Source organism: Pseudoalteromonas sp. SR41-4 (assembly GCF_014163985.1).
GTDB lineage: Bacteria > Pseudomonadota > Gammaproteobacteria > Enterobacterales > Alteromonadaceae > Pseudoalteromonas > Pseudoalteromonas rhizosphaerae.
In genome coordinates this window covers 20589-40315 of the sequence record NZ_JACJEI010000003.1, presented here as the reverse complement: position 1 = coordinate 40315, position 19727 = coordinate 20589, and the positions used below count along the sequence as shown (strand labels likewise).

The 19727-nt window shown below is 41.3% G+C and carries 18 protein-coding genes; 13 read left to right on the top strand and 5 right to left on the bottom strand.

Annotated elements, in window-relative coordinates:
• Window positions 1-218 precede the first annotated feature (218 nt).
• Entirely contained in the window at window positions 219-641 is a 423-nt protein-coding gene (locus tag H5180_RS03240) for a hypothetical protein (RefSeq protein ID WP_145233516.1), read from the bottom strand.
• Window positions 642-979: 338 nt separating this feature from the next.
• On the opposite strand from H5180_RS03240, the gene ccoN reads away from it, so the two are divergent.
• The 11 genes from ccoN to ttcA all read left to right on the top strand — a co-directional run bounded on the left by ccoN (window position 980) and on the right by ttcA (window position 10884).
• Window positions 980-2413, top strand: a complete 1434-nt coding sequence (gene ccoN / locus H5180_RS03235; protein ID WP_145233514.1) for a cytochrome-c oxidase, cbb3-type subunit I — start codon at window positions 980-982, stop codon at window positions 2411-2413.
• 12 nt (window positions 2414-2425) lie between these two features.
• A complete protein-coding gene (gene ccoO / locus H5180_RS03230; RefSeq protein ID WP_145234075.1) occupies window positions 2426-3100 on the top strand; it encodes a cytochrome-c oxidase, cbb3-type subunit II in 675 nt (224 codons plus the stop codon).
• 6 nt (window positions 3101-3106) lie between these two features.
• Entirely contained in the window at window positions 3107-3292 is a 186-nt protein-coding gene (locus H5180_RS03225) for a cbb3-type cytochrome c oxidase subunit 3 (protein WP_064667100.1), read from the top strand.
• Complete coding sequence (gene ccoP, locus H5180_RS03220) at window positions 3289-4254, top strand: cytochrome-c oxidase, cbb3-type subunit III (protein WP_145233511.1); 966 nt, start codon at window positions 3289-3291, stop codon at window positions 4252-4254. The genes H5180_RS03225 and ccoP overlap by 4 nt, the downstream gene beginning before the upstream one ends.
• 149 nt (window positions 4255-4403) lie before the next feature.
• Window positions 4404-4895, top strand: a complete 492-nt coding sequence (locus H5180_RS03215) for a FixH family protein (protein WP_145233509.1) — start codon at window positions 4404-4406, stop codon at window positions 4893-4895.
• 10 nt (window positions 4896-4905) lie between these two features.
• Complete coding sequence (locus H5180_RS03210) at window positions 4906-7281, top strand: heavy metal translocating P-type ATPase (RefSeq protein ID WP_182757660.1); 2376 nt, start codon at window positions 4906-4908, stop codon at window positions 7279-7281.
• Window positions 7278-7445: a cbb3-type cytochrome oxidase assembly protein CcoS gene (gene ccoS, locus H5180_RS03205; RefSeq protein ID WP_145233504.1), complete on the top strand. Its 168-nt coding sequence runs from the start codon at window positions 7278-7280 to the stop codon at window positions 7443-7445. Before H5180_RS03210 ends, ccoS begins: the two co-directional genes overlap by 4 nt.
• The gene (locus tag H5180_RS03200) at window positions 7438-8109 is read left to right on the top strand and encodes a sulfite exporter TauE/SafE family protein (protein WP_182731415.1); all 672 of its coding nucleotides are present in this window, start codon (window positions 7438-7440) and stop codon (window positions 8107-8109) included. Before ccoS ends, H5180_RS03200 begins: the two co-directional genes overlap by 8 nt.
• Window positions 8110-8150: 41 nt before the next feature.
• Window positions 8151-8885, top strand: a complete 735-nt coding sequence (locus tag H5180_RS03195) for an FNR family transcription factor (protein WP_145233499.1) — start codon at window positions 8151-8153, stop codon at window positions 8883-8885.
• A 92-nt stretch (window positions 8886-8977) separates the two neighbouring features.
• A complete protein-coding gene (gene uspE / locus H5180_RS03190; RefSeq protein WP_182731414.1) occupies window positions 8978-9904 on the top strand; it encodes a universal stress protein UspE in 927 nt (308 codons plus the stop codon).
• Between the two features lie 74 nt (window positions 9905-9978).
• Window positions 9979-10884, top strand: coding sequence for a tRNA 2-thiocytidine(32) synthetase TtcA (gene ttcA / locus H5180_RS03185; RefSeq protein WP_145233494.1), 906 nt, complete (start codon window positions 9979-9981; stop codon window positions 10882-10884).
• A gap of 68 nt (window positions 10885-10952) precedes the next feature.
• On the opposite strand, the gene secF is transcribed toward ttcA, so the two are convergent.
• The 4 genes from secF to H5180_RS03165 all read right to left on the bottom strand — a co-directional run bounded on the left by secF (window position 10953) and on the right by H5180_RS03165 (window position 15511).
• Window positions 10953-11879: a protein translocase subunit SecF gene (gene secF / locus H5180_RS03180; protein WP_182735216.1), complete on the bottom strand. Its 927-nt coding sequence runs from the start codon at window positions 11877-11879 to the stop codon at window positions 10953-10955.
• Complete coding sequence (gene secD / locus H5180_RS03175; RefSeq protein ID WP_182757659.1) at window positions 11876-13729, bottom strand: protein translocase subunit SecD; 1854 nt, start codon at window positions 13727-13729, stop codon at window positions 11876-11878. The genes secF and secD overlap by 4 nt, the downstream gene beginning before the upstream one ends.
• Before the next feature lie 107 nt (window positions 13730-13836).
• Entirely contained in the window at window positions 13837-14334 is a 498-nt protein-coding gene (locus H5180_RS03170) for a hypothetical protein (RefSeq protein ID WP_182757658.1), read from the bottom strand.
• A gap of 127 nt (window positions 14335-14461) precedes the next feature.
• A complete protein-coding gene (locus H5180_RS03165) occupies window positions 14462-15511 on the bottom strand; it encodes an NAD(P)-dependent alcohol dehydrogenase (protein WP_145233486.1) in 1050 nt (349 codons plus the stop codon).
• A 222-nt stretch (window positions 15512-15733) separates the two neighbouring features.
• Here H5180_RS03165 and H5180_RS03160 point away from each other — a divergent pair, with 222 nt between their 5' ends.
• Window positions 15734-17476, top strand: coding sequence for an ABC transporter ATP-binding protein/permease (locus tag H5180_RS03160; protein WP_145234073.1), 1743 nt, complete (start codon window positions 15734-15736; stop codon window positions 17474-17476).
• Window positions 17477-17649: 173 nt separating this feature from the next.
• Window positions 17650-19716: a M13 family metallopeptidase gene (locus H5180_RS03155; protein ID WP_182757657.1), complete on the top strand. Its 2067-nt coding sequence runs from the start codon at window positions 17650-17652 to the stop codon at window positions 19714-19716.
• The last annotated feature ends 11 nt before the right edge of the window (window positions 19717-19727 follow it).

The following is a 19727-nucleotide window of genomic DNA, read 5'->3' as shown; positions in this document are numbered from 1 at the left end:
CTTTGAAGTGTTTTGAACCGTTAAAGGATCAATTAAGAAATGGGTCCAGTGCATTGTTAATGCATTAAGTCAGCTAATACTTAGCAAATGAAGGTAACAAAAATAGCGTGTTTGGATAGGCAGAATAAGTGATAACGGACATTTGCAACTCTATGCCCTAAGCTTCGGATAGCAGCTTTCTTAACCAACACTCCGATTTAATATGGATTAAACTGATATCAATAAGTCGCATCAAAGTAATAAAATACATGTTTAAGTTGACCCTGTGGATTTTTAACTTCGAGTGTCAATTTCCAGGTCATATTGCGCTCGGAACAAATACCAACCATACTTTGTGCGACTAAAATATCGTCAAGCGGCTCAAACAACACCGGAATATATCCCATATACATAGTGATGCCTTCAAGTTTTGCACTGTGAACTAACAATGAGCTTGGTAACGATAAATTTATCTCAAAAGGCGTTTCTGGCGTTATTTGTTGCTCACTCAACCAAATTTTCACCTGATTATCATACTCGCATAACTGATTTGGCTGACAGCTTGCACCTTGGCGTTGCTCTTCTATACTTAGCGATTGTGGGCCACATGCAATTAACAGGTTCAATACGCTTAAAAACACAACTAAAAGCTTAATTGGCATAATATTCCCTAGATAAAGTAAAGGCTGATACTAATCAGCGCAGTGTTAAAATACAACCACAGAACTAAATTCTTACACAAATGTACAAAAGTGCATCAAAAAATAACCAACTGCATGTGAAAAATTGATTGATGTCATAATTTTATGCAATTGACCTATCTTTTTTAGGCCAAAAATTTTATCATTTCCCCGCAAAAATAAGGGTTTCTCGAGTTTGTTTTCTGAAGCAGTCAAAGCTTTGAGGGTTTTTGATAACATACTTAAGAATAATAGTAGGCCCCACTTTATATAGTGGGTAATTCATTTCTAAACGCATTTATTGCAGCGGAAGCCAGAAAATGAGCCAAACAGTAGCATCACAAACTGAGTACAACTATAAGGTTGTACGCCAATTCGCTATTATGACAGTGATTTGGGGCATCGTTGGCATGAGTATTGGGGTTCTGATTGCTGCCCAATTAGCTTGGCCAGCACTTAACTTTGATACACCATGGTTAACATACTCTCGACTACGTCCGTTACACACGAACGCAGTTATTTTCGCATTTGGTACAAGTGCACTATTCGCGACATCATATTATGTCGTGCAACGTACTTGCCAGACGCGCCTTCTCTCAGACAAATTAGCCGCCTTTACCTTCTGGGGTTGGCAGTTAGTTATCGTACTTGCGGTTATCACTCTACCTCTAGGTATAACAAGTTCAAAAGAATATGCTGAGCTTGAGTGGCCAATCGATATCTTAATTGCTGTAGTGTGGGTTACCTATGCGGTTGTGTTTATGGGCACCATAGCTAAGCGTAAAGTATCGCACATTTATGTCGCTAACTGGTTTTATGCTGGCTTTATCATTACTGTTGCAGTGCTTCACATTGTAAATAGTATGGCTGTGCCTGTATCGTTAACTAAATCATACTCAATCTACGCAGGTGCAGTAGATGCGATGGTTCAGTGGTGGTACGGTCATAACGCTGTAGGTTTCTTATTAACGGCTGGTTTCTTAGGTATGATGTATTACTTTGTACCAAAACAAGCAGGTCGTCCAGTTTATTCTTACCGTTTATCTGTTGTTCACTTTTGGGCTTTAGTATCACTTTATATTTGGGCAGGCCCTCACCACTTACACTACACTGCACTTCCTGATTGGACACAGAGTTTAGGTATGGTTATGTCAATCATCTTATTCGTTCCTTCTTGGGGTGGTATGATCAACGGTATCATGACGCTATCTGGCGCATGGCACAAACTACGTACTGATCCAGTACTACGCTTCTTAGTTGTTTCATTGTCTTTCTATGGTATGTCTACCTTTGAAGGCCCGATGATGGCGATCAAGTCTGTAAATGCCCTTTCTCATTACACTGATTGGACTGTTGGTCATGTTCATTCTGGTGCACTTGGTTGGGTTGCGATGATTTCTATCGGTGCTATTTACCACCTTATCCCAGCATTATTTTCTCAAGGTCGTATGTATAGTATTAAACTGGTTAACACACACTTTTGGTTACATACTGTAGGTGTTGTTTTATACATTGTAGCAATGTGGATTTCAGGGGTTATGCAAGGTCTAATGTGGCGCGCAGTAAATGCTGACGGTACATTAATGTACAGCTTTGTGCAGTCACTTCAAGCATCACATCCATTCTATGTTATGCGCTTCCTAGGCGGTGTGTTCATCGTGGTAGGCATGCTGGTTATGGCTTATAACGTTTACCGTACTATTTCTGCGAAGAATGATTCGTTGAAATTAGATGCGCAAGCACAGTTAGCATAACGGAGTGAGATGATGAGCAATAATAATTCACAAAACAAACATGAAATAGTCGAAAAAAATATCGGCCTTATGGCTATCTTGACTGTTTTTGCTATCAGCTTCGGCGCACTAGTAGAGATAACTCCACTGATGTTCCAAGATGATACAACAAAGCCAGTCGATGGTTTACGCCCACTAAACGCGCTTGAAATGGAAGGCCGTGATATCTATGTACGTGAAGGTTGTTATAACTGTCACTCACAAATGATCCGCCCTTTCCGTGACGAAGTTGAACGTTATGGTCACTACTCGGTTGCTGGTGAGTCAGTTTGGGATCACCCATTTCAATGGGGTTCTAAACGAACTGGTCCAGACCTAGCACGTGTGGGCAAACGTTACTCGGATGACTGGCATTATGCTCACTTAGTGAATCCACGTGCTGTGGTTCCTGAGTCAAACATGCCAGGTTTTCCTTGGTTAGCAGAGGATCGCGTTGATACTAGCCTTACTCTGAAAAAGCTTAAAATTTTCCGTGATACATTTGCTATTAATCCACAAAATCCAGCTCACCCTGGTTTAGGATATGGTAGTGATGAAGAACTAATCGCTGACGTTGCTAAAGTTGATGCTATGAATGACGGTAAGGGTGCAACAGAAATGCAAGCCCTCATTGCTTACTTGCAACAACTTGGCACGCACTTGAAGTAATTAATTATGGATTACGGAACATACAGAGGCATTTTAACTCTGGTAATTTTAGTACTATTTATTGTCATTGTTGTGTGGGCATATAGTAAGCGTAGTAAAACACGTTTTAAAGACGCCGCTAATGTCATCTTTGAAGATGAGAAAAAACATAATGATACAATCTCTAACGAGGAAAAGGGGTCTGAGAAATGACTAGCTTTTGGAGTATATGGGTTATTGTATTAACCCTTGCATGCTTATTTATCATTTTTGGATTACTAGTGTGGAATTTAACAAACTACACTGGTGTAAAAGAAGGTGAAAGCTGCGGGCACGAATTTGATGGTATTGAAGAACTAAATAATCCACTACCTAAGTGGTGGACTTACATGTTCTTTGCAACATTTGTATGGTCAGTTTATTACTTAGCAGCATATCCTGGCCTAGGTAACTGGGAAGGTATTGCTAAGTGGAGCAGTTCTAACCAGGGTATAACCTCTTTAGCTGAATCTAAAAAAGCAGTTGAAGAAGCTAAAGCGAATGGCGAATTTGTAAAGCTTGATGCGGAATATCGCGCTGCAGATGAGCGTTTTGGTCCTATTTTTGCGGCTTATGCTCAGCAAGATATTGAAACACTTGTTACTGATGAAAAAGCACTGGAAATTGGTCAGCGTTTATTTGCTCAAAACTGTTCACAGTGTCATGGTTCTGATGCTCGTGGTGGTCAAGGCTTCCCTAACCTAACTGATAAAGATTGGTTATATGGCGGCACGCCAGATAAAATCAAAGAAACACTTTTATATGGTCGTATTGCTGCAATGCCACCTTGGGGTGCTGCATTGGGTGAGCAAGGCGTTAAAGAAATGACTGCTCATGTACTAAGCTTATCAGGTCGTACCGTTAACCAGAAAGATGCAGCAGCAGGCGCAGCTAAGTTTGCAATGTGTGCCGCGTGTCATGGTGCTGATGGTAAAGGTTCAGTTGCACATAACTTACCGTTTGGTGCACCTAACTTAACTGATAACATCTGGCTGTATGGTGGTTCTCAACGTGCTGTTGAAGAAACACTTAATAACGGCCGTGCCGGTGTTATGCCTGCATGGAAAGATATTTTAGGTGAAGAAAAAATCCACCTATTAACTGCATACGTTTATAGTTTATCGCAAGATAAATAATTAAAATGTTAATGGGTTGTTTATATTTTAATGTTTTAATTCAATAGATTAATTAAGATCAAAAAAGCCTCCATCTGGAGGCTTTTTTTTAGTCTTTTCAATTTAAATCCTATAAAATGCCCTTATCGCAAAACAAATTAAGTGTATTTATGACCTCTACTCCTTGGTATAAAAATTTCTGGCCGTGGTTTTTAATCTTTTTTCCGCTAGTTGCCATCATTGGCTGTATTTCCCTCTTTATAACTGCGATCGGCAATGGCCCTGATATGGTGGTTGATGATTACTATAAAAAAGGCAAAGCAATTAATTTAGAATTGAGCAAATTTGATAAAGCCAAAGCGTTATATTTACATGGGGAATTAAACGTCGAAACAGACAAAGTAAGCTTTAAATTCAATAAAGGGGATACCAGTAATATCCATTCTTTAAAGCTATCGTTTTACCACCGTACAATCCAGGCCCATGATTTTAGTACTCATTTAACCCCTAATGCAAATGGTGAATTTACAGCAATTATTGATCCATATAGTGATGGTACTTATACTGTATTTATTGAGCCAATAGACGGTAGTTGGAAGTTAAAAGAAAACATCACTTTGCCAAGTAAGCAAAGTATTACCATAAGTCCTGAATATAAGTAGTAAAGCTATCATGTCTAATAACTGCTTTCATTGCCTTGAAAGTGTACCATCTGGTTTTAGCGCGACTGTTGTTATAGACGCAAGCGCACAACCGATGTGTTGCATTGGCTGTCAAACCGTTGCCGAGACAATTGTTGCTCAAGGTATGACAGATTATTATAAATTCAGAACCGTACGCGCTGGTAAAGTCGAACAGCTAGTACCAGAGCAATTAGCATTTATTAGCAGTTACGATAATCCAGATATTCAAGACGAGTTTATTTCTCAAACCAACGACATCAGTGAAGTGTTATTGACCGTTGAAGGGATCACTTGTGCCGCCTGTGCATGGTTGATTGAAAGGCAGCTGTTAAATATACCCGCAATCAAACGCGTTGACGTAAATACATCAACAAACCGTGCGATGATCCAATGGCATAAAGATCAGACACCACTAAGCGACATTATCAAATCGTTATTAGAAATTGGCTACAAGGCCTACCCGTTTCAAGTCGATATTGAAGCAAGTCAAAAGCAGCTAGTTGCCAAATCGTACATTCGCAGGCTCGGCGTAGCAGGCTTAATGACAATGCAAGTGATGATGTTTGCTTTCGCCATGTACTTTGGCATGTTTTCTGGCATGGAAGAAAGCTTTGAACAGTATTTTCGATGGATCAGCTTAATACTCGCTTCACCGGTTATTTTATACAGTGCTATGCCCTTTTTAACCAATGCAATTAATGGCTTAAAAACCAAGCAGTTAAACATGGATCTTCCTGTATCCCTGGCTATTTTTGGCGCATATGGCGCAAGTAGTTACGCCACAGTGATGGCCGTGGGCGAAGTGTATTTTGAATCAATTTGTATGTTCACCTTCTTATTATTGCTAGGTAAATATTTAGAGTTTAGGGCTCGACTGAAAGCCAGTGAGTTTACTGCTAACTTACAAAAGTTATTACCACTTACAGCCCGTACTTTGGATGAAAACGGCCACGAACATATTATTGCAGCTAAAAAATTAAAACTCGGTGACCGAGTCTTAATTAAAGCCGGAGAAACAATTCCTGCAGATGGTGTTATTTGCTCTGGCAGCACCACCGTTGATGAAGCAATGATGACAGGTGAGCATTTACCAGTTAGTAAGTACATTGATCATCAAGTTTTTGCCGGTACCGTGAATCATGATGGTGTAATTGAAATTCTTATCAATAAAATTGGTCAAAATACTCTTTTAAACCAAATAATTAAATTGCAGCACAGTGCGCTTGCCACCCGTCCTAAACTGGTGGAAATCACCGACAAAGTGGCACAGTGGTTTGTTGCCTGCTTGCTGGTATTTGCCTCACTTACCGCCATCGGCTGGTATCAAGTTGACCCTGAACATGCCTTTTGGATCACCATTGCGGTCCTTGTTGCAACTTGCCCATGTGCGCTAAGTTTAGCAATTCCAACCGCCTTAACCTGCGCGGTGGCTACCTTAACCCGCAAAGGAATACTCATTAAGCAGTCTCATGTGCTAGAAACACTACCACAATTAACGCGCGTTGCTTTTGATAAAACAGGCACGTTAACACAGGGGCGTTTTAGCCTAGATGCTGTGGACTTATTAGCAAATTATTTATCTAAAAAACAGATTTTGGCTCTTGCAGCACAACTTGAAAGTTACTCCGAACACCCTATTGCGACTGCATTTAATGAGTTCACACCCACACAGCGCGACTTAACGAATATTAAAATTCATCCTGGCTGTGGCATCACCGGTGAAGATGACAATCATAACTATGCAATTGGTAAAAGTGGTTGGTTCAACAGTAAAAAAAGTAATGCTCAAGCAACGTTCTACATTGATCAACAACCGGTTGCTAATTTTTACTTTGTAGATGAAGTAAAAAGTAATGCTGCAAACTTAATTACCTCTTTACAACAGCAAGGCTTAACCTGCCACATGCTAACTGGGGACGCCTCAAATGCAGGGCAACAAATTGCTAAGAAGCTCAAACTTGATAGCTTTAAAGTAGGCTGTCTACCAGAGGATAAACAAAGCGAAGTGAAGCTGTGGTCAAGCCAAGGTGAAATTGTTGCCATGGTAGGAGATGGTGTCAACGACAGTCCAGTGTTTAATAGCGCGCATTTATCTATCGCAATGGAAACCGGCGCTGATATTTCCAAAAACACCGCCGATGTGGTATTACTCAATAGTGATTTAGCCGCTATAGAGCATTTATTGACGGTATCGAAAAAAACACGCCGAATAATAAAGCAAAATTTAGCGCTTTCATTGCTCTATAATGGTTCAATCTTACCGCTTGCGGCATTAGGCCTAGTTGCACCTTGGATGGCTGTGATTGGGATGTCTGCCAGTTCCATCATTGTGATCAGTAACTCACTAAGGTTATTAAAATTATGAGTATAATTTATATTCTAGTTCCAATTGCTATTTTATTTGTACTGATCGCGATTGGAGTGTTTTTTTGGGCCGTTCGCGGTGAACAATTTTCAGATTTAAACAAACAAGGCCATAGCATTTTGTTTGAAGATGATAAAGAGCAGCACAAAAAAAGTAATGATTGACCCCTTATTTGTCAGCGCTTTTATCATGGGCCTTATTGGCAGCGGACATTGCATAGCAATGTGTGGTGGTATTGCCAGCTCCTTACAATTAGCCACAGATAAAACCCGACCATTGCAGTACTCCATTGCGTATAACATCGGTCGTGCCGGCAGTTATATGCTCGCAGGGGCGCTCGTTGCTGGGATCAGCAGCCATTTTGCCACCCAAAGTCATTGGTTCGCGTTAATTTTAGCGTTTTTAAGTGGCCTGTTTATGATTTTGGTTGGCTTGTATATCATGCGGTTAGGCGCAAGCTTACAATGGCTGGAATCGCTAGGGAAAACCTTGGTGTGGCAGCACTTGGTAAAACTAAATCGTTTTATAATGCCAATCAACTCATTACCTAAAGCAATGGCTTATGGCGCATTATGGGGTTGGTTACCCTGTGGTTTAGTTTATTCAGCGCTAACCTGGGCGATGACCAGCAACACAGCCCTTGATGGCGCTCTAGTCATGCTATTTTTCGCGCTTGGTACGTTTCCCGCGATGTTAAGTATCGGCATGGGCGCACAAGTATTACATAAAGTATTAAATCACCCATGGGCACGAATAGCACTGGGCAGTGTACTTATTTGGTACGGGATTTATTTACTTATCATTGCAACTGACAAGCTGCTGCATTAATCTTAACAAATTAATGTGACAACATTTAATGGACTGAACTAATGGATTTATATCAAAACAAAGCCAAAAATAATTGCACAATCAGCTGCAATGACTGCAGCATAAGTCAACTGTGCTTGCCTTTTACCCTCAATGGGCAAGAAATGGATAAACTTGATGAAATCATTGAGCGTAAAAAACCATTACACAAAGGGGATTTTCTTTTTGAATCAGGAGCGCCACTGAACGCTATTTTTGCTGTTCGTTCTGGTTCATTTAAGTCCTACACCCTTTCAGAGCAAGGTGACGAGCAAATTACTGGCTTTCACCTCGCAGGAGATTTAATCGGCTTTGATGCAATAAATAAAATGGCACACCAAAGCTTTTCTCAAGCGCTCGAAACCTCAATGGTATGCGAAATTCCATTTGAAACACTTGATGATCTAGCGGGTAAATTACCAAAACTACGCCAGCAGATTATGCGCCTGATGAGCAGTGAAATTAACTACGACCAAGAAATGTTTTTGTCACTGAATAAAAAATCAGCCGAAGAGCGCTTAGCTAGTTTTATCTACAACTTGTCAAATCGCTTTGGCGAACGCGGGTTTTCTCGTAAAGAGTTTCGCTTTACCATGACCCGGGGTGAAATTGGTAATTACCTTGGTTTAACCGTTGAAACGATTAGTCGTTTACTGAGTCGTTTTCAAAAAGCTGCTTTAATAAAAGTGGAAGGTAAATTTATCACTATTCTAGATAGTGATGGGTTATCCGCAGCTGCAGCAATTCACCCAAAATAAACTTGATCTAGCGCAACAAGTTGTTAGCTGTTACTTTAACTACTCACGTTATACGTTACACTCTAGCTATAAAGTAGTTAAAGGAGCAGCTTATGAACACCATCAAACAAATACTCGCCATTATTGATCCAACCGCTGAGTCTCAGCATGGTTTATCTCGCTCTATCGAATTAGCCAAAAAGTCCGGGGCCAGTATCACCGCCTTTATGAGCATTTATGATTTTTCCTATGAGATGACGACCATGCTCTCTGGCGATGAGCGCGAGGCAATGCGCAATGCCGTCGTTAAAGACCGTCAGTTATGGCTGGATGAAATTTTGCAACACTACCCAGACGTCGATATTAACAGTCAAGTGGTTTGGCATAATCGCACTTATGAAGCGATCATCGATACGGTAATAGACCAACAGTTTGATTTGGTTGTAAAAGGAACTCACCAGCACGATACACTTAAGTCAGTAATTTTTACTCCAACCGATTGGCATTTAATTCGTAAATGCCCAGCCCCGGTATTATTGGTAAAAGAACACGCTTGGCCTTCGCAGGGTAATATTTTAGCTGCTGTTAACGCTGTAAGTGAAAACCAACAGCACCTTGATTTAAACCATCGTATTATTCAAGATGCGCAGTTTTTATGTGAACTGGCTAACGCAAGCCTTAGTATCGTTAACGCCTATCCTGCGACACCGGTAAACATTGCAATTGAAATCCCTGAGTTTAACCCCAGTATTTATAACGAATCGGTAAAAAAACACCATATAGAATCGACCCATGAGTTAGCAGCTAGTCATCAAATCGCCCAGCAAAACTGTGTCATAGAAGAAGGTTTACCAGAGGACGTGATCCCTGATGTAGCAAAGCGCCTTAATAGTGAATTAGTGGTGATTGGTACGGTTGGCCGCACTGGATTAAGTGCAGCCTTAGTAGGTAACACCGCAGAGCATGTCATTGACAGCCTTGATTGTGACGTATTAGCCTTAAAACCCGACGGCTATGTGAGCCCGCTGGCAAAAGATTAAATAAATTTTGTTGATTGAAACTTTAGGCATATAATACGCCCCTTTATTTTACCCATAGTTCTAAAGGGGGCGTAATGTCGCATTCTGTTCAAGCCAAAGCTCAACATAGCTTATCTAAGTTACAAAAACGCTTACGTCGTCAAACCGGTCAAGCGGTGATGGACTTCAATATGATTGAAGAAGGCGACCGTATCATGGTGTGCCTCTCTGGTGGAAAAGACAGTTATACTCTACTTGACATGCTGCAGCATTTACAGCGTGTTGCACCTATTAAATTTGATTTGTTTGTTGTTAATCTTGACCAAAAGCAACCAGGCTTTCCTGAACATGTATTGCCAGCATATTTAGACACTCAGAATATTGAATACAAAATTGTTGAAGAAGACACCTACAGTATAGTGACTGATATTATTCCTGAAGGTAAAACAACCTGTTCGCTATGCTCACGCTTACGTCGCGGCATTTTATATCGTACCGCAAATGAAATGGGGGCCACTAAAATCGCCTTAGGTCATCATCGCGACGATATGATCGAAACCCTATTCTTAAATATGTTTTATGGTGGCAAACTGAAAAGCATGCCAGCTAAATTAATGAGCGATAACGGCGAGCACATGGTAATTCGTCCATTAGCCTACTGTAAAGAAACAGATATTGAACAATATGCTATCAGCCAAGCATACCCTATCATTCCATGTAATCTGTGTGGCTCACAAGAAAATCTGCAACGCAAACATACCAAAGCGATGCTTGCACAGTGGGATATTGAGCACCCTGGTCGTATTGAGAGTATTTTTACTGCAATGCAAAATGTTGTGCCTTCGCATCTAGCAGATAATGAGTTATTTGATTTCACCAACTTAAAAACCGGTGAAGTAATTGATGGCGGCGATATTGCGCTTGATAAACCAGACATACCAAAACAACCTGTACTTAACGATGATGAAACAGCTGATGTTGTGACAATTAATTTAAGTTAACAAATTAACTTAAAGAATAACAATGCCGCGTATATCGCGGCATTTTTGTTTTTCGTTGATAAAGTCAGTTACGGCATATCCATCAACGCTTGGCTTTGCTCATCGACCTTAACTTGATAGTTTTCATGCCTTAAACCAAGTAACTGTGGTAACGTTGCAGCAATACAAATTGACGATAATGTTCCCACAACAATTCCTACAAATAGTGCGATAGAAAACCCCTGTAACGGCGCACCAGCCAATAACCACACACTCGCCACTGTTGCAAGAGTAGTGCCTGAGGTGATCAAAGTACGGGTCAAAGTGCTCTTAATTGATTCATTGATCACCGTATTCACGCTAGCTTGTTGTGTTGTGGAATCTAAGCGCAGTAGCTCGCGTACCCTGTCCCCGACAATAATTGAATCATTTAATGAATAACCAATGATTGCCAGTAAACTCGCTAACACGGTTAAGTTAAAATCAAGCTGTAACCATGCAAATAAACCAACTACCACCACCACGTCATGCATTAAAGCCACAACCGATCCCAACGCTAAACGCCACTCAAAGCGTAGCGCTAAATAAACCATCACGGCAACCATTGCCGCAAATAATGCCAAACAGCCTTGTTCAAATAATTCATCGCCAACTTGAGAGCCTAAGTAAGAAGATGACAACACTTCAGCACCCAATGTCTCATCTTGCGTAAGCGTTGCTAACCAAGGCGATGTACTGGCTTGCTCTGCCTCTCTTAACTGAAAGTGCTGGCTAGATTGAGCGCTTAAGGCAAAGTCATCATGGTGATAATAACTAATTTTTTTCGCCAGCTCAGCCTCACTAATTGGCACTGCAGTGGTAAACTCCGTTAAATAGCCACCAGTAAAATCAAGGCCGAAATTCAATCCTTTTGTAGCAACCCCTATTACAGAGAGCAGCACTAGTAGGATAGATAAAACCAACCCCGATAAACGTAAGCGGGTTGTGGTGCTCATTTTTTCATTTGAATTGCTCATGCGCGAGCTCCTCGCTTATTTGCCAATTTTAAATACAAAGTCTGACTCAACGCCTTAGAAACATACACCCCGGTAAATACGCTAGTTATTAGCCCTAACGCCAGCGTAATTGCAAAGCCTTTGATTGGTCCATAGCCAATACCATATAAAATAATTGCCGTGATCATAGTGGTAATATTAGCATCAAAAATTGTCGCAAATGCTTGTTGGTAGCCCTGCTCTATCGCTTGATATGGTGCTCGGCCTTTACGGCGCTCTTCTTTGATCCGCTCAAAAATAATAACATTAGTATCAACAGCCATACCGATTGTCAGTACCAGCCCGGCTATGCCCGGTAAAGTTAGCACCACACCAGGCAGCAGTGACATTAATCCTACTAAAGCTGTTAAATTCAATAATAAGGCAATATTTGCCACCAGCCCTAAACGGCGATACCACAGCGCCATAAAGGCTAATGTAATACCCATTCCCAACATTAAGGCCGCGAGCCCATTATGTATGTTATCTGCGCCCAAGCTTGGCCCAATGGTTTGTTCTTGTACGATTGTCACCGGCGCAGTTAATGAACCTGCACGTAATAGCAATGCTAAATCCTGCGCCGCTTGTGGGCTTTGCATATTAGTAATACTAAATTGGCTACTCAAATGTTGAGCTATATTGGCAACATTAATCACTTCACTTTTTTTAACTACTTCACCTTTGACATTTTTATAATATTCAGAATACACCGTTGCCATTGGTTTACCGATATTACGTTTGGAAAATGCCGACATCGCCTCGCCACCTTGGCTGTCAAGGCTAAGCTGCACTAGCGGCTTGCCCCATTCATCGCGCCCTGCATGGGCATTATTGATGTGCTGTCCTGAAAAAATAGCAATTGGGTCTAAATTGATCGAGCCACCATTTTGCAGGTTAAAGGTTTTTCCGCCGATTTCTTTAAGCTGATAAAAATCAAGCGATGCTGTTGCACCTATAATACGTTTTGCTTCACTTGGATCTTGTACACCGGGTAACTCAATACGAATACGTTGTTTACCTTGGCGCTGGGTAACTGCTTCAGTAATGCCTAATTCTTCAATACGGCCTCTTAAAGTGGTTAAGGTTTGACTCATTACTTCTTTATCAAACGCATTACTACCTTGTTCACTAAAACTAAATGCAACCGTTGTTAGATTCCCCTGTGAATGCGCAGTTGCCATTAAACGCTCAAAACGCTTTAGAACATTCGCCTGTACTGCGGCTAAGTCACTTTTAGCAGCAGGCAACGCGTGTAATTCAAAACCATGGGCATTTTTTTGTACACGAACACCTCTGGCTTTTTCATCACGAATAATTGTTTTAGTTTGTTCATACGCACTATCAAGTTGCTCTTGTTGCGCTTTCACTAAATCAACATCTAATACAAATAACACACCACCATTAAGATCAAGACCTAATTTTATAGGTGCTAATCCTAAGCTTTGTAACCAATCGGGACTTGTTTGATGCGTGACTATTTTTGCATTCAACGGCTTAAATTCACTTTTTAACGCTTGTTGCGCTGCGGCACTTTTGGTTGGCTCTTGTAGTAACACATTTAATGAAAGGCTGTTTTGCGCCACTTGAATTGATTGCTCAACCAGAAACCCATGTTGATTTAAAAAATCAATAACAGACTTTTGCGAAGGAGTATTCGCTAGTAACTGCTGTGGATGTTGCTGGCTCTGCGTTGTACTCAGATGCAGCCACGATTTTGCTGGATATAAATTTGGTAAGGCACTGATCGCTAATAATACCAGCGCCAAAAACATCGCCATATAGCTTATTTTAAAACGCTGTAGCAGCGGTTTTTTTGATGAATTTTTTAACATATTGCTTCCTTTAAACCAATGCAAGCATCGGTTTCTCGCCTCATAGGCGCAGTAATTTATTTGCTTTAGTTGAATGACTAAAACATCGAAAAAATTAGTAGGAAGAGTTAACTGTAGTAAGTAAGTACTGCACGGTATTGTAAGTTGGCGTCTTTCCAACCACTAATTCGTGATTTTTTACCTTCGTAGGCTACAAACCAAGGTAATGTTATTGGCGGTTCAAGGGGTTGTAAGTAAAGTTGGCGCGCAAGGCTAGGTACAAAAAACTCAAATATTGCCACATAACTTGGCTCAACTTGGCTTTGATACAGAAATAGCGATGAATTACTCGCTGAAAAGCGTGGCTGTAAAGACTCAAACCCCGCGCCTTCTGTTTGTTGATCAGCCGCCGCAATTGGTACCTTCTTGGTAAAAGGGGTGATATCTGATACTGAAGTATCAAATATCTTCACCTCTAAAGCACTCAAATCAGATAACATCGCCGACTGAAAAAAAGCGGTAGGCTGGCTCACATTAGCCTCAGCGTTGCTCACAGCATTAGCCTGCACACTAAAAAGTGCAGTAAACAGCAGTAATACAGTAAGGACTAAGCGGAAACGGATCATTTTATTATCTAAATAGTAAGCTGGTATTATTAATGGGGAGTAATTGCCCTATTTCAATAGCTAATTTGCAATTGAACAAAAAAAACCGCAAGTAAAACTACTTACGGCCAAAAATCACAGTCGATAATTAAGCGACTTCAAGTGAGGACATGTCAATGACATAACGATGAGACAAGTCACCTTCTTTTAAGCGTTCAAAAGCCTGATTAATGTCTGCCATATTGATCATCTCTACTTCCGGTAAAATATTATGCAGCGCACAGAAATTAAGAATTTCTTGAGTTTGTGCAATACCACCAATCAAAGAGCCAGCCACGCGGCGACGCCCCAATAATAATGGCACCGAGTTTGATTCAGCCATCTCACCCACTTGTCCGACTAATACTTGAGTACCATCAATATCTAATAGGGGCATATAAGGGGTAAAGTCATGCTTAACTGGAATAGTATTAATGATCACATCAAACTGATTAGCGTATGCTTTCATGGCTTGTTCGTCTTTAGATACCAGTAAACCTTCAGCGCCATATTCCAACGCTTGCTGTTTTTTATCATCTGATCGACTAATAGCTGTCACATGGGCACCCATTGCCGCAGCGATTTTAATTGCCATATGACCTAACCCACCTAAGCCAATAACGCCAACTCGGCTACCAGGCCCGACATTAAAAGTACGTAGCGGCGAATACGTGGTAATACCCGCGCATAAAATTGGCGCACACTTAGCAAGATCAAGTGATTCTGGAACGTTTAAAACAAACTCTTCGCGCACTACAATGTGTTTGGCGTAGCCACCTTTGGTTGATTCACCAGTGATACGATCTTTTCCTGAATAAGTTCCGACCATGCCTTCGCGACAAAATTGCTCTTCGCCTTTGTGGCATTGGTCACACTCAAGGCAGCTATCAACCATACAACCAACTGCTACATTATCGCCAACTTTGTATTTAGTCACTTTGCTGCCAACCTCAGTGACACGACCTACAATCTCATGTCCTGGTAAAATTGGGTAACTGGTGCCACCCCAATCATTATTTACGGTATGAAGATCTGAATGGCACACCCCGCAATATAAGATTTCAATCGCAACATCTTCATCGCGCAAATCGCGTCTTTCAAAATGAAATGGCTCTAATGGCGTATTAGCTTGATGTGCTGCGTATCCGATAGTTTTCATCTGCTTTCCCTTCTATGTTAAAAACTGAGTTTAATTAACCACTCTAAAACATTGTCTTAAGCTGCCTAAACTGTACTATGTGCTGTTAGTAGTATAGCCCTAGATACAAACTGTTAAAGTTTATACTCTAGGTTACTAGAAAAAGTTTAATGCAGACTTAATAGAGTTAGAGAAAATATGCGCGGAATGGGTAAACAAGAAGCAATAAAACATCATGATGCGATGAATTTAAAGCAAAGCATTGTCACCTTGTGGCCTTACTTGGTTGCTTTTAAAGGCCGTGTAACACTTGCAACACTGGCATTGATCGCCGCAAAAGGTGCCACTTTATTGATGCCATGGGCGCTGAAAGAAATAATCGACAGTGTTGATCCAAGTTTACAAAATATAGTCATCGTACCCATAGCTTTACTGTTACTGTATGGCGGACTACGTTTTGCGAGTGTGTTTTTTGGTGAAGTACGTGATGCGTTGTTTGGTCGTGTAACTGAACATGCTATGCGCCATATTGGCCTAAAAGTATTTAATCACCTACACAGCCTTGAGTTGTCGTTTCATCTTGATAGGCAAACTGGCGGCATTAGCCGTGATATAGAGCGTGGCACCAGTGGCTTAAGCTTCTTAATGCGCTTTTTAATGTTCAATATTGTGCCAACTTTATTTGAAATAGCCGTAGTTGCGATTATTTTTGCAACTTTATTTTCGCCGTGGTTTGCCGTAGTTACCCTGCTTGCAGTGGCTTTATATATTACCTTCACGGTTGTTGTAACACAGTGGCGCAACCGCTTTATTCGCGAAGCAAACCAAGCCGATAATAATAGTAACAGCCGTGCTATTGACAGCTTACTTAATTATGAAACCGTTAAATATTTTAATAATGAAAAGCATGAAGCACAAACATATGATGGCTTTTTAGCTAGTTGGGAGCAAGCCCGGCTTAAAAACCGCTTATCGTTGCTTGCCCTTAATTCAGGTCAAGCCTTGATCATAGCAGCAGCGATCACCGCTTTAATGTGGCTTGCTAGTATTGAAGTGGTTAAAGGCACACTCTCTATTGGTGAGTTGGTAATGATCAACGCCTATATGATCCAATTATTTTTACCGCTCAATTTTTTAGGCTTTGTTTATCGAGAAATTCGCCGCGCTTTAACCGACCTTGAAAATATGCTCGGACTATTAACCCGTAAACCACTCATTTCAGATAAAGCAAATGCACAACAGCTCAATATACAACACGCTGATATAGAATTTAAAAACGTTAACTTTGGCTACCATCCATCAAGACCTATCATTAAGCAGCTTAGTTTTTCTATTAAAGCAGGCAGCAAAGTCGCGGTGGTGGGCGCCAGCGGTGCAGGAAAAAGCACCCTAGCCCGTTTACTGTATCGCTTTTATGATATTGACAGCGGTGAAATACATATTGATGGTCAACAACTTACTAGCGTCACACTCAACAGCTTGCGACAAGCGATTGCCATTGTGCCACAAGATACTGTGTTATTTAATACCAGCATTCGCGACAACATTGCTTATGGCCGTCCAGATGCTACAGCACAAGACATTGATAATGCTATCAATATGGCGCATTTACGCAGCTTTATTGATAGTTTAGATAAAGGTGATCAAACCCTCGTTGGTGAACGAGGTTTAAAAGTTTCAGGCGGTGAAAAACAACGCATTGCCATAGCCCGAGCCATTTTAAAACGCTCCCCTATTATCATTTTTGACGAAGCAACATCAGCGCTAGACTCTCATTCCGAGCAAGCAATATTAAAAGCCATGTCTGCACTAGCCTCTAATCATACCAGTTTAGTTATTGCCCATCGCTTATCAACAATAACAGATGCAGATACGATTATTGTGCTCAAAGAGGGCCAGTTGATCGAGCAAGGCAAACATGATGAGTTACTTAAATTCAATGGTGAATATGCGCGCATGTGGGAACTTCAACAAAAAACAGCATAAACATGGAGATTCATCTTCGGCGCGGGATACACACTGTATGCCGCGTAGTTTGTTGTTTCACCTAACTGAGAAGTAATTCACCTCAAAAGTTTGTCTGTTTTTAGGTTATCAATAACAATCTGAGTTAGAAAACGTGCAATAAAAATAATTAAATTACATTCAGGGGAAGTCCAATGAAAAAAACACTTATTGCAGCAACACTTGCTGCCACATTTCTGACCGGCTGTTCAGAGCCTAAAACAACACAAGCGCAACAGCCTAGTACCGAAACCCAGACAGCAAAAGCTGAATTAGGTAGCTTTGGGGTAGATTTAACAGCCCGCAATGAAGCCATAAAACCAGGTGATGACTTTTTCATGTACGCCAGTGGCACATGGTATGACAACTACGTTATGCCTGCCGATAAAACTCGCTACGGTGCATTTGCAGGATTGGCAGAACGTAGCGAAGAGCGTGTTAAGGCAATTATTGAAGAGATCGCAGCCCGTAAAGATTTAAATACTGAAGAAAAGTTAGTTGCCGATTTCTATAACGCGTATATGGATACCGATACCCTTAATAAGCTTGGTGTGTCGCCAATTAAACCACTACTAACGGAAATTAGTAACGTTTCATCAACCGATGATCTAACCAAATTATTTGGCCAATCGTGGTTAACGGGCGTTAACTCGCCTATTGGTGGTGGCATGTGGTTTAACCGCTTAGACCCAAATAAATATGAAATGTCATTAGGCGCTGGCGGCTTAGGTTTACCAGATCGTTCTTACTACCTTGAAGATTCTGAACGTTTTGTTAAAACTCGTACTGCTTATGTAGCCCATATCGCCGACATGCTTAAATTTGCAGGTGTTGACAATACAACTGAACGTGCTGAGGCAATTTTAGCCCTTGAAACCAAAATAGCACAAGGCCACTGGCCACGAGAAAAACGTCGTAACCGCGACCTTACCCTAAATCAAATCGAACGCAGCGAGCTGAGCTCTAGCTACCCTGATTTTAATTGGGATCTGTATTTTGAACAAACAGGATACCAAGTACCACAGTTAAATGTATCGCAACCAGAGCCGATCAAAGCAATGATTGCATTGATCAATCAAGAAGATGTTACTGTATGGAAAGATTACTTAACCTATCACGCACTAAGCTCTAATGCAGAGCTACTGTCTGAAGATGTATTCAATACTAACTTCGCATTTTACGGAAAAGAGCTAAATGGCCAGCAAGAGCCACGCCCACGCTGGAAACGCGCTATCAGCCAAATGTCGAGCACTGATTCATTAGGTTTTGCCATTGGTAAAGTGTATGTAGCACGCTACTTCCCTGAATCATCAAAACAACAAATGTCAGCATTGGTAGAAAACCTGCGAACGGCTCTGGGCGAACGTATTGACAACCTAGACTGGATGGGCGCAGAAACGAAAGTAAATGCCCGCGCTAAACTCGCTGCGTTTGTGCCTAAAATTGGCTATCCCGATGTATGGCAATCATTTGATGGTTTAAGCATAAGTAGCAATGATTTGATGGGCAACATCAAAAATACCCGCGAGTTTTTCCGAGCTGAAAGCGCTGCAAAAGAATTGCAAAAAACCGACCGTAACCGCTGGGGCATGACACCACAACGTGTTAACGCATACTACAACAGTTCGTTTAACGAAATTGTATTCCCTGCAGCAATTCTACAACCACCATTTTTCGATCCTAATGCCGATCCGGCAGTAAACTATGGTGGCATTGGTGCCGTGATTGGTCATGAAATGGGCCATGGTTTTGACGATCAAGGCTCTAAATCAGATGCTAACGGCGTACAACGTAACTGGTGGACAGATGCCGATCGTGCTGCATTTGATGCCAAAGCCGACCAACTTGCTGCACAATACAGTCAATACGAGCCAATCCCTGGTAACTTCGTTAATGGTCGTAATAGCTTAGGTGAAAACATCGGTGACGTGGGTGGGTTAGCAATGGCTTATCACGCTTACAAACTCAGCCTAAACGGTAAAGAAGCGCCTATTATTGACGGCCTTACGGGCGATCAACGGTTCTTCCTAGCCTGGGCACAAGTATGGAAAGAAAAACGCACTGAGCAAAGCATGTTAAACCAGCTTCGTGGTGGCACACATGCACCCGGTCGCTTTAGAGCACAAGCACCACGTAACCACGATGCTTGGTACAAAGCATTCAATGTACAACCGGGTGATGCCTTGTATTTACCAGAAGATCAACGCGTACGTATTTGGTAATAACCCGATAC

Coding starts and splice junctions, on each gene's coding strand:
- H5180_RS03240 (WP_145233516.1), bottom strand. CDS start 641: ATGCCAATTAAGCTTTTAGTTGTGTTTTTAAGCGTATTGAACCTGTTA.
- ccoN (WP_145233514.1), top strand. CDS start 980: ATGAGCCAAACAGTAGCATCACAAACTGAGTACAACTATAAGGTTGTA.
- ccoO (WP_145234075.1), top strand. CDS start 2,426: ATGAGCAATAATAATTCACAAAACAAACATGAAATAGTCGAAAAAAAT.
- H5180_RS03225 (WP_064667100.1), top strand. CDS start 3,107: ATGGATTACGGAACATACAGAGGCATTTTAACTCTGGTAATTTTAGTA.
- ccoP (WP_145233511.1), top strand. CDS start 3,289: ATGACTAGCTTTTGGAGTATATGGGTTATTGTATTAACCCTTGCATGC.
- H5180_RS03215 (WP_145233509.1), top strand. CDS start 4,404: ATGACCTCTACTCCTTGGTATAAAAATTTCTGGCCGTGGTTTTTAATC.
- H5180_RS03210 (WP_182757660.1), top strand. CDS start 4,906: ATGTCTAATAACTGCTTTCATTGCCTTGAAAGTGTACCATCTGGTTTT.
- ccoS (WP_145233504.1), top strand. CDS start 7,278: ATGAGTATAATTTATATTCTAGTTCCAATTGCTATTTTATTTGTACTG.
- H5180_RS03200 (WP_182731415.1), top strand. CDS start 7,438: ATGATTGACCCCTTATTTGTCAGCGCTTTTATCATGGGCCTTATTGGC.
- H5180_RS03195 (WP_145233499.1), top strand. CDS start 8,151: ATGGATTTATATCAAAACAAAGCCAAAAATAATTGCACAATCAGCTGC.
- uspE (WP_182731414.1), top strand. CDS start 8,978: ATGAACACCATCAAACAAATACTCGCCATTATTGATCCAACCGCTGAG.
- ttcA (WP_145233494.1), top strand. CDS start 9,979: ATGTCGCATTCTGTTCAAGCCAAAGCTCAACATAGCTTATCTAAGTTA.
- secF (WP_182735216.1), bottom strand. CDS start 11,879: ATGAGCAATTCAAATGAAAAAATGAGCACCACAACCCGCTTACGTTTA.
- secD (WP_182757659.1), bottom strand. CDS start 13,729: ATGTTAAAAAATTCATCAAAAAAACCGCTGCTACAGCGTTTTAAAATA.
- H5180_RS03170 (WP_182757658.1), bottom strand. CDS start 14,334: ATGATCCGTTTCCGCTTAGTCCTTACTGTATTACTGCTGTTTACTGCA.
- H5180_RS03165 (WP_145233486.1), bottom strand. CDS start 15,511: ATGAAAACTATCGGATACGCAGCACATCAAGCTAATACGCCATTAGAG.
- H5180_RS03160 (WP_145234073.1), top strand. CDS start 15,734: ATGAATTTAAAGCAAAGCATTGTCACCTTGTGGCCTTACTTGGTTGCT.
- H5180_RS03155 (WP_182757657.1), top strand. CDS start 17,650: ATGAAAAAAACACTTATTGCAGCAACACTTGCTGCCACATTTCTGACC.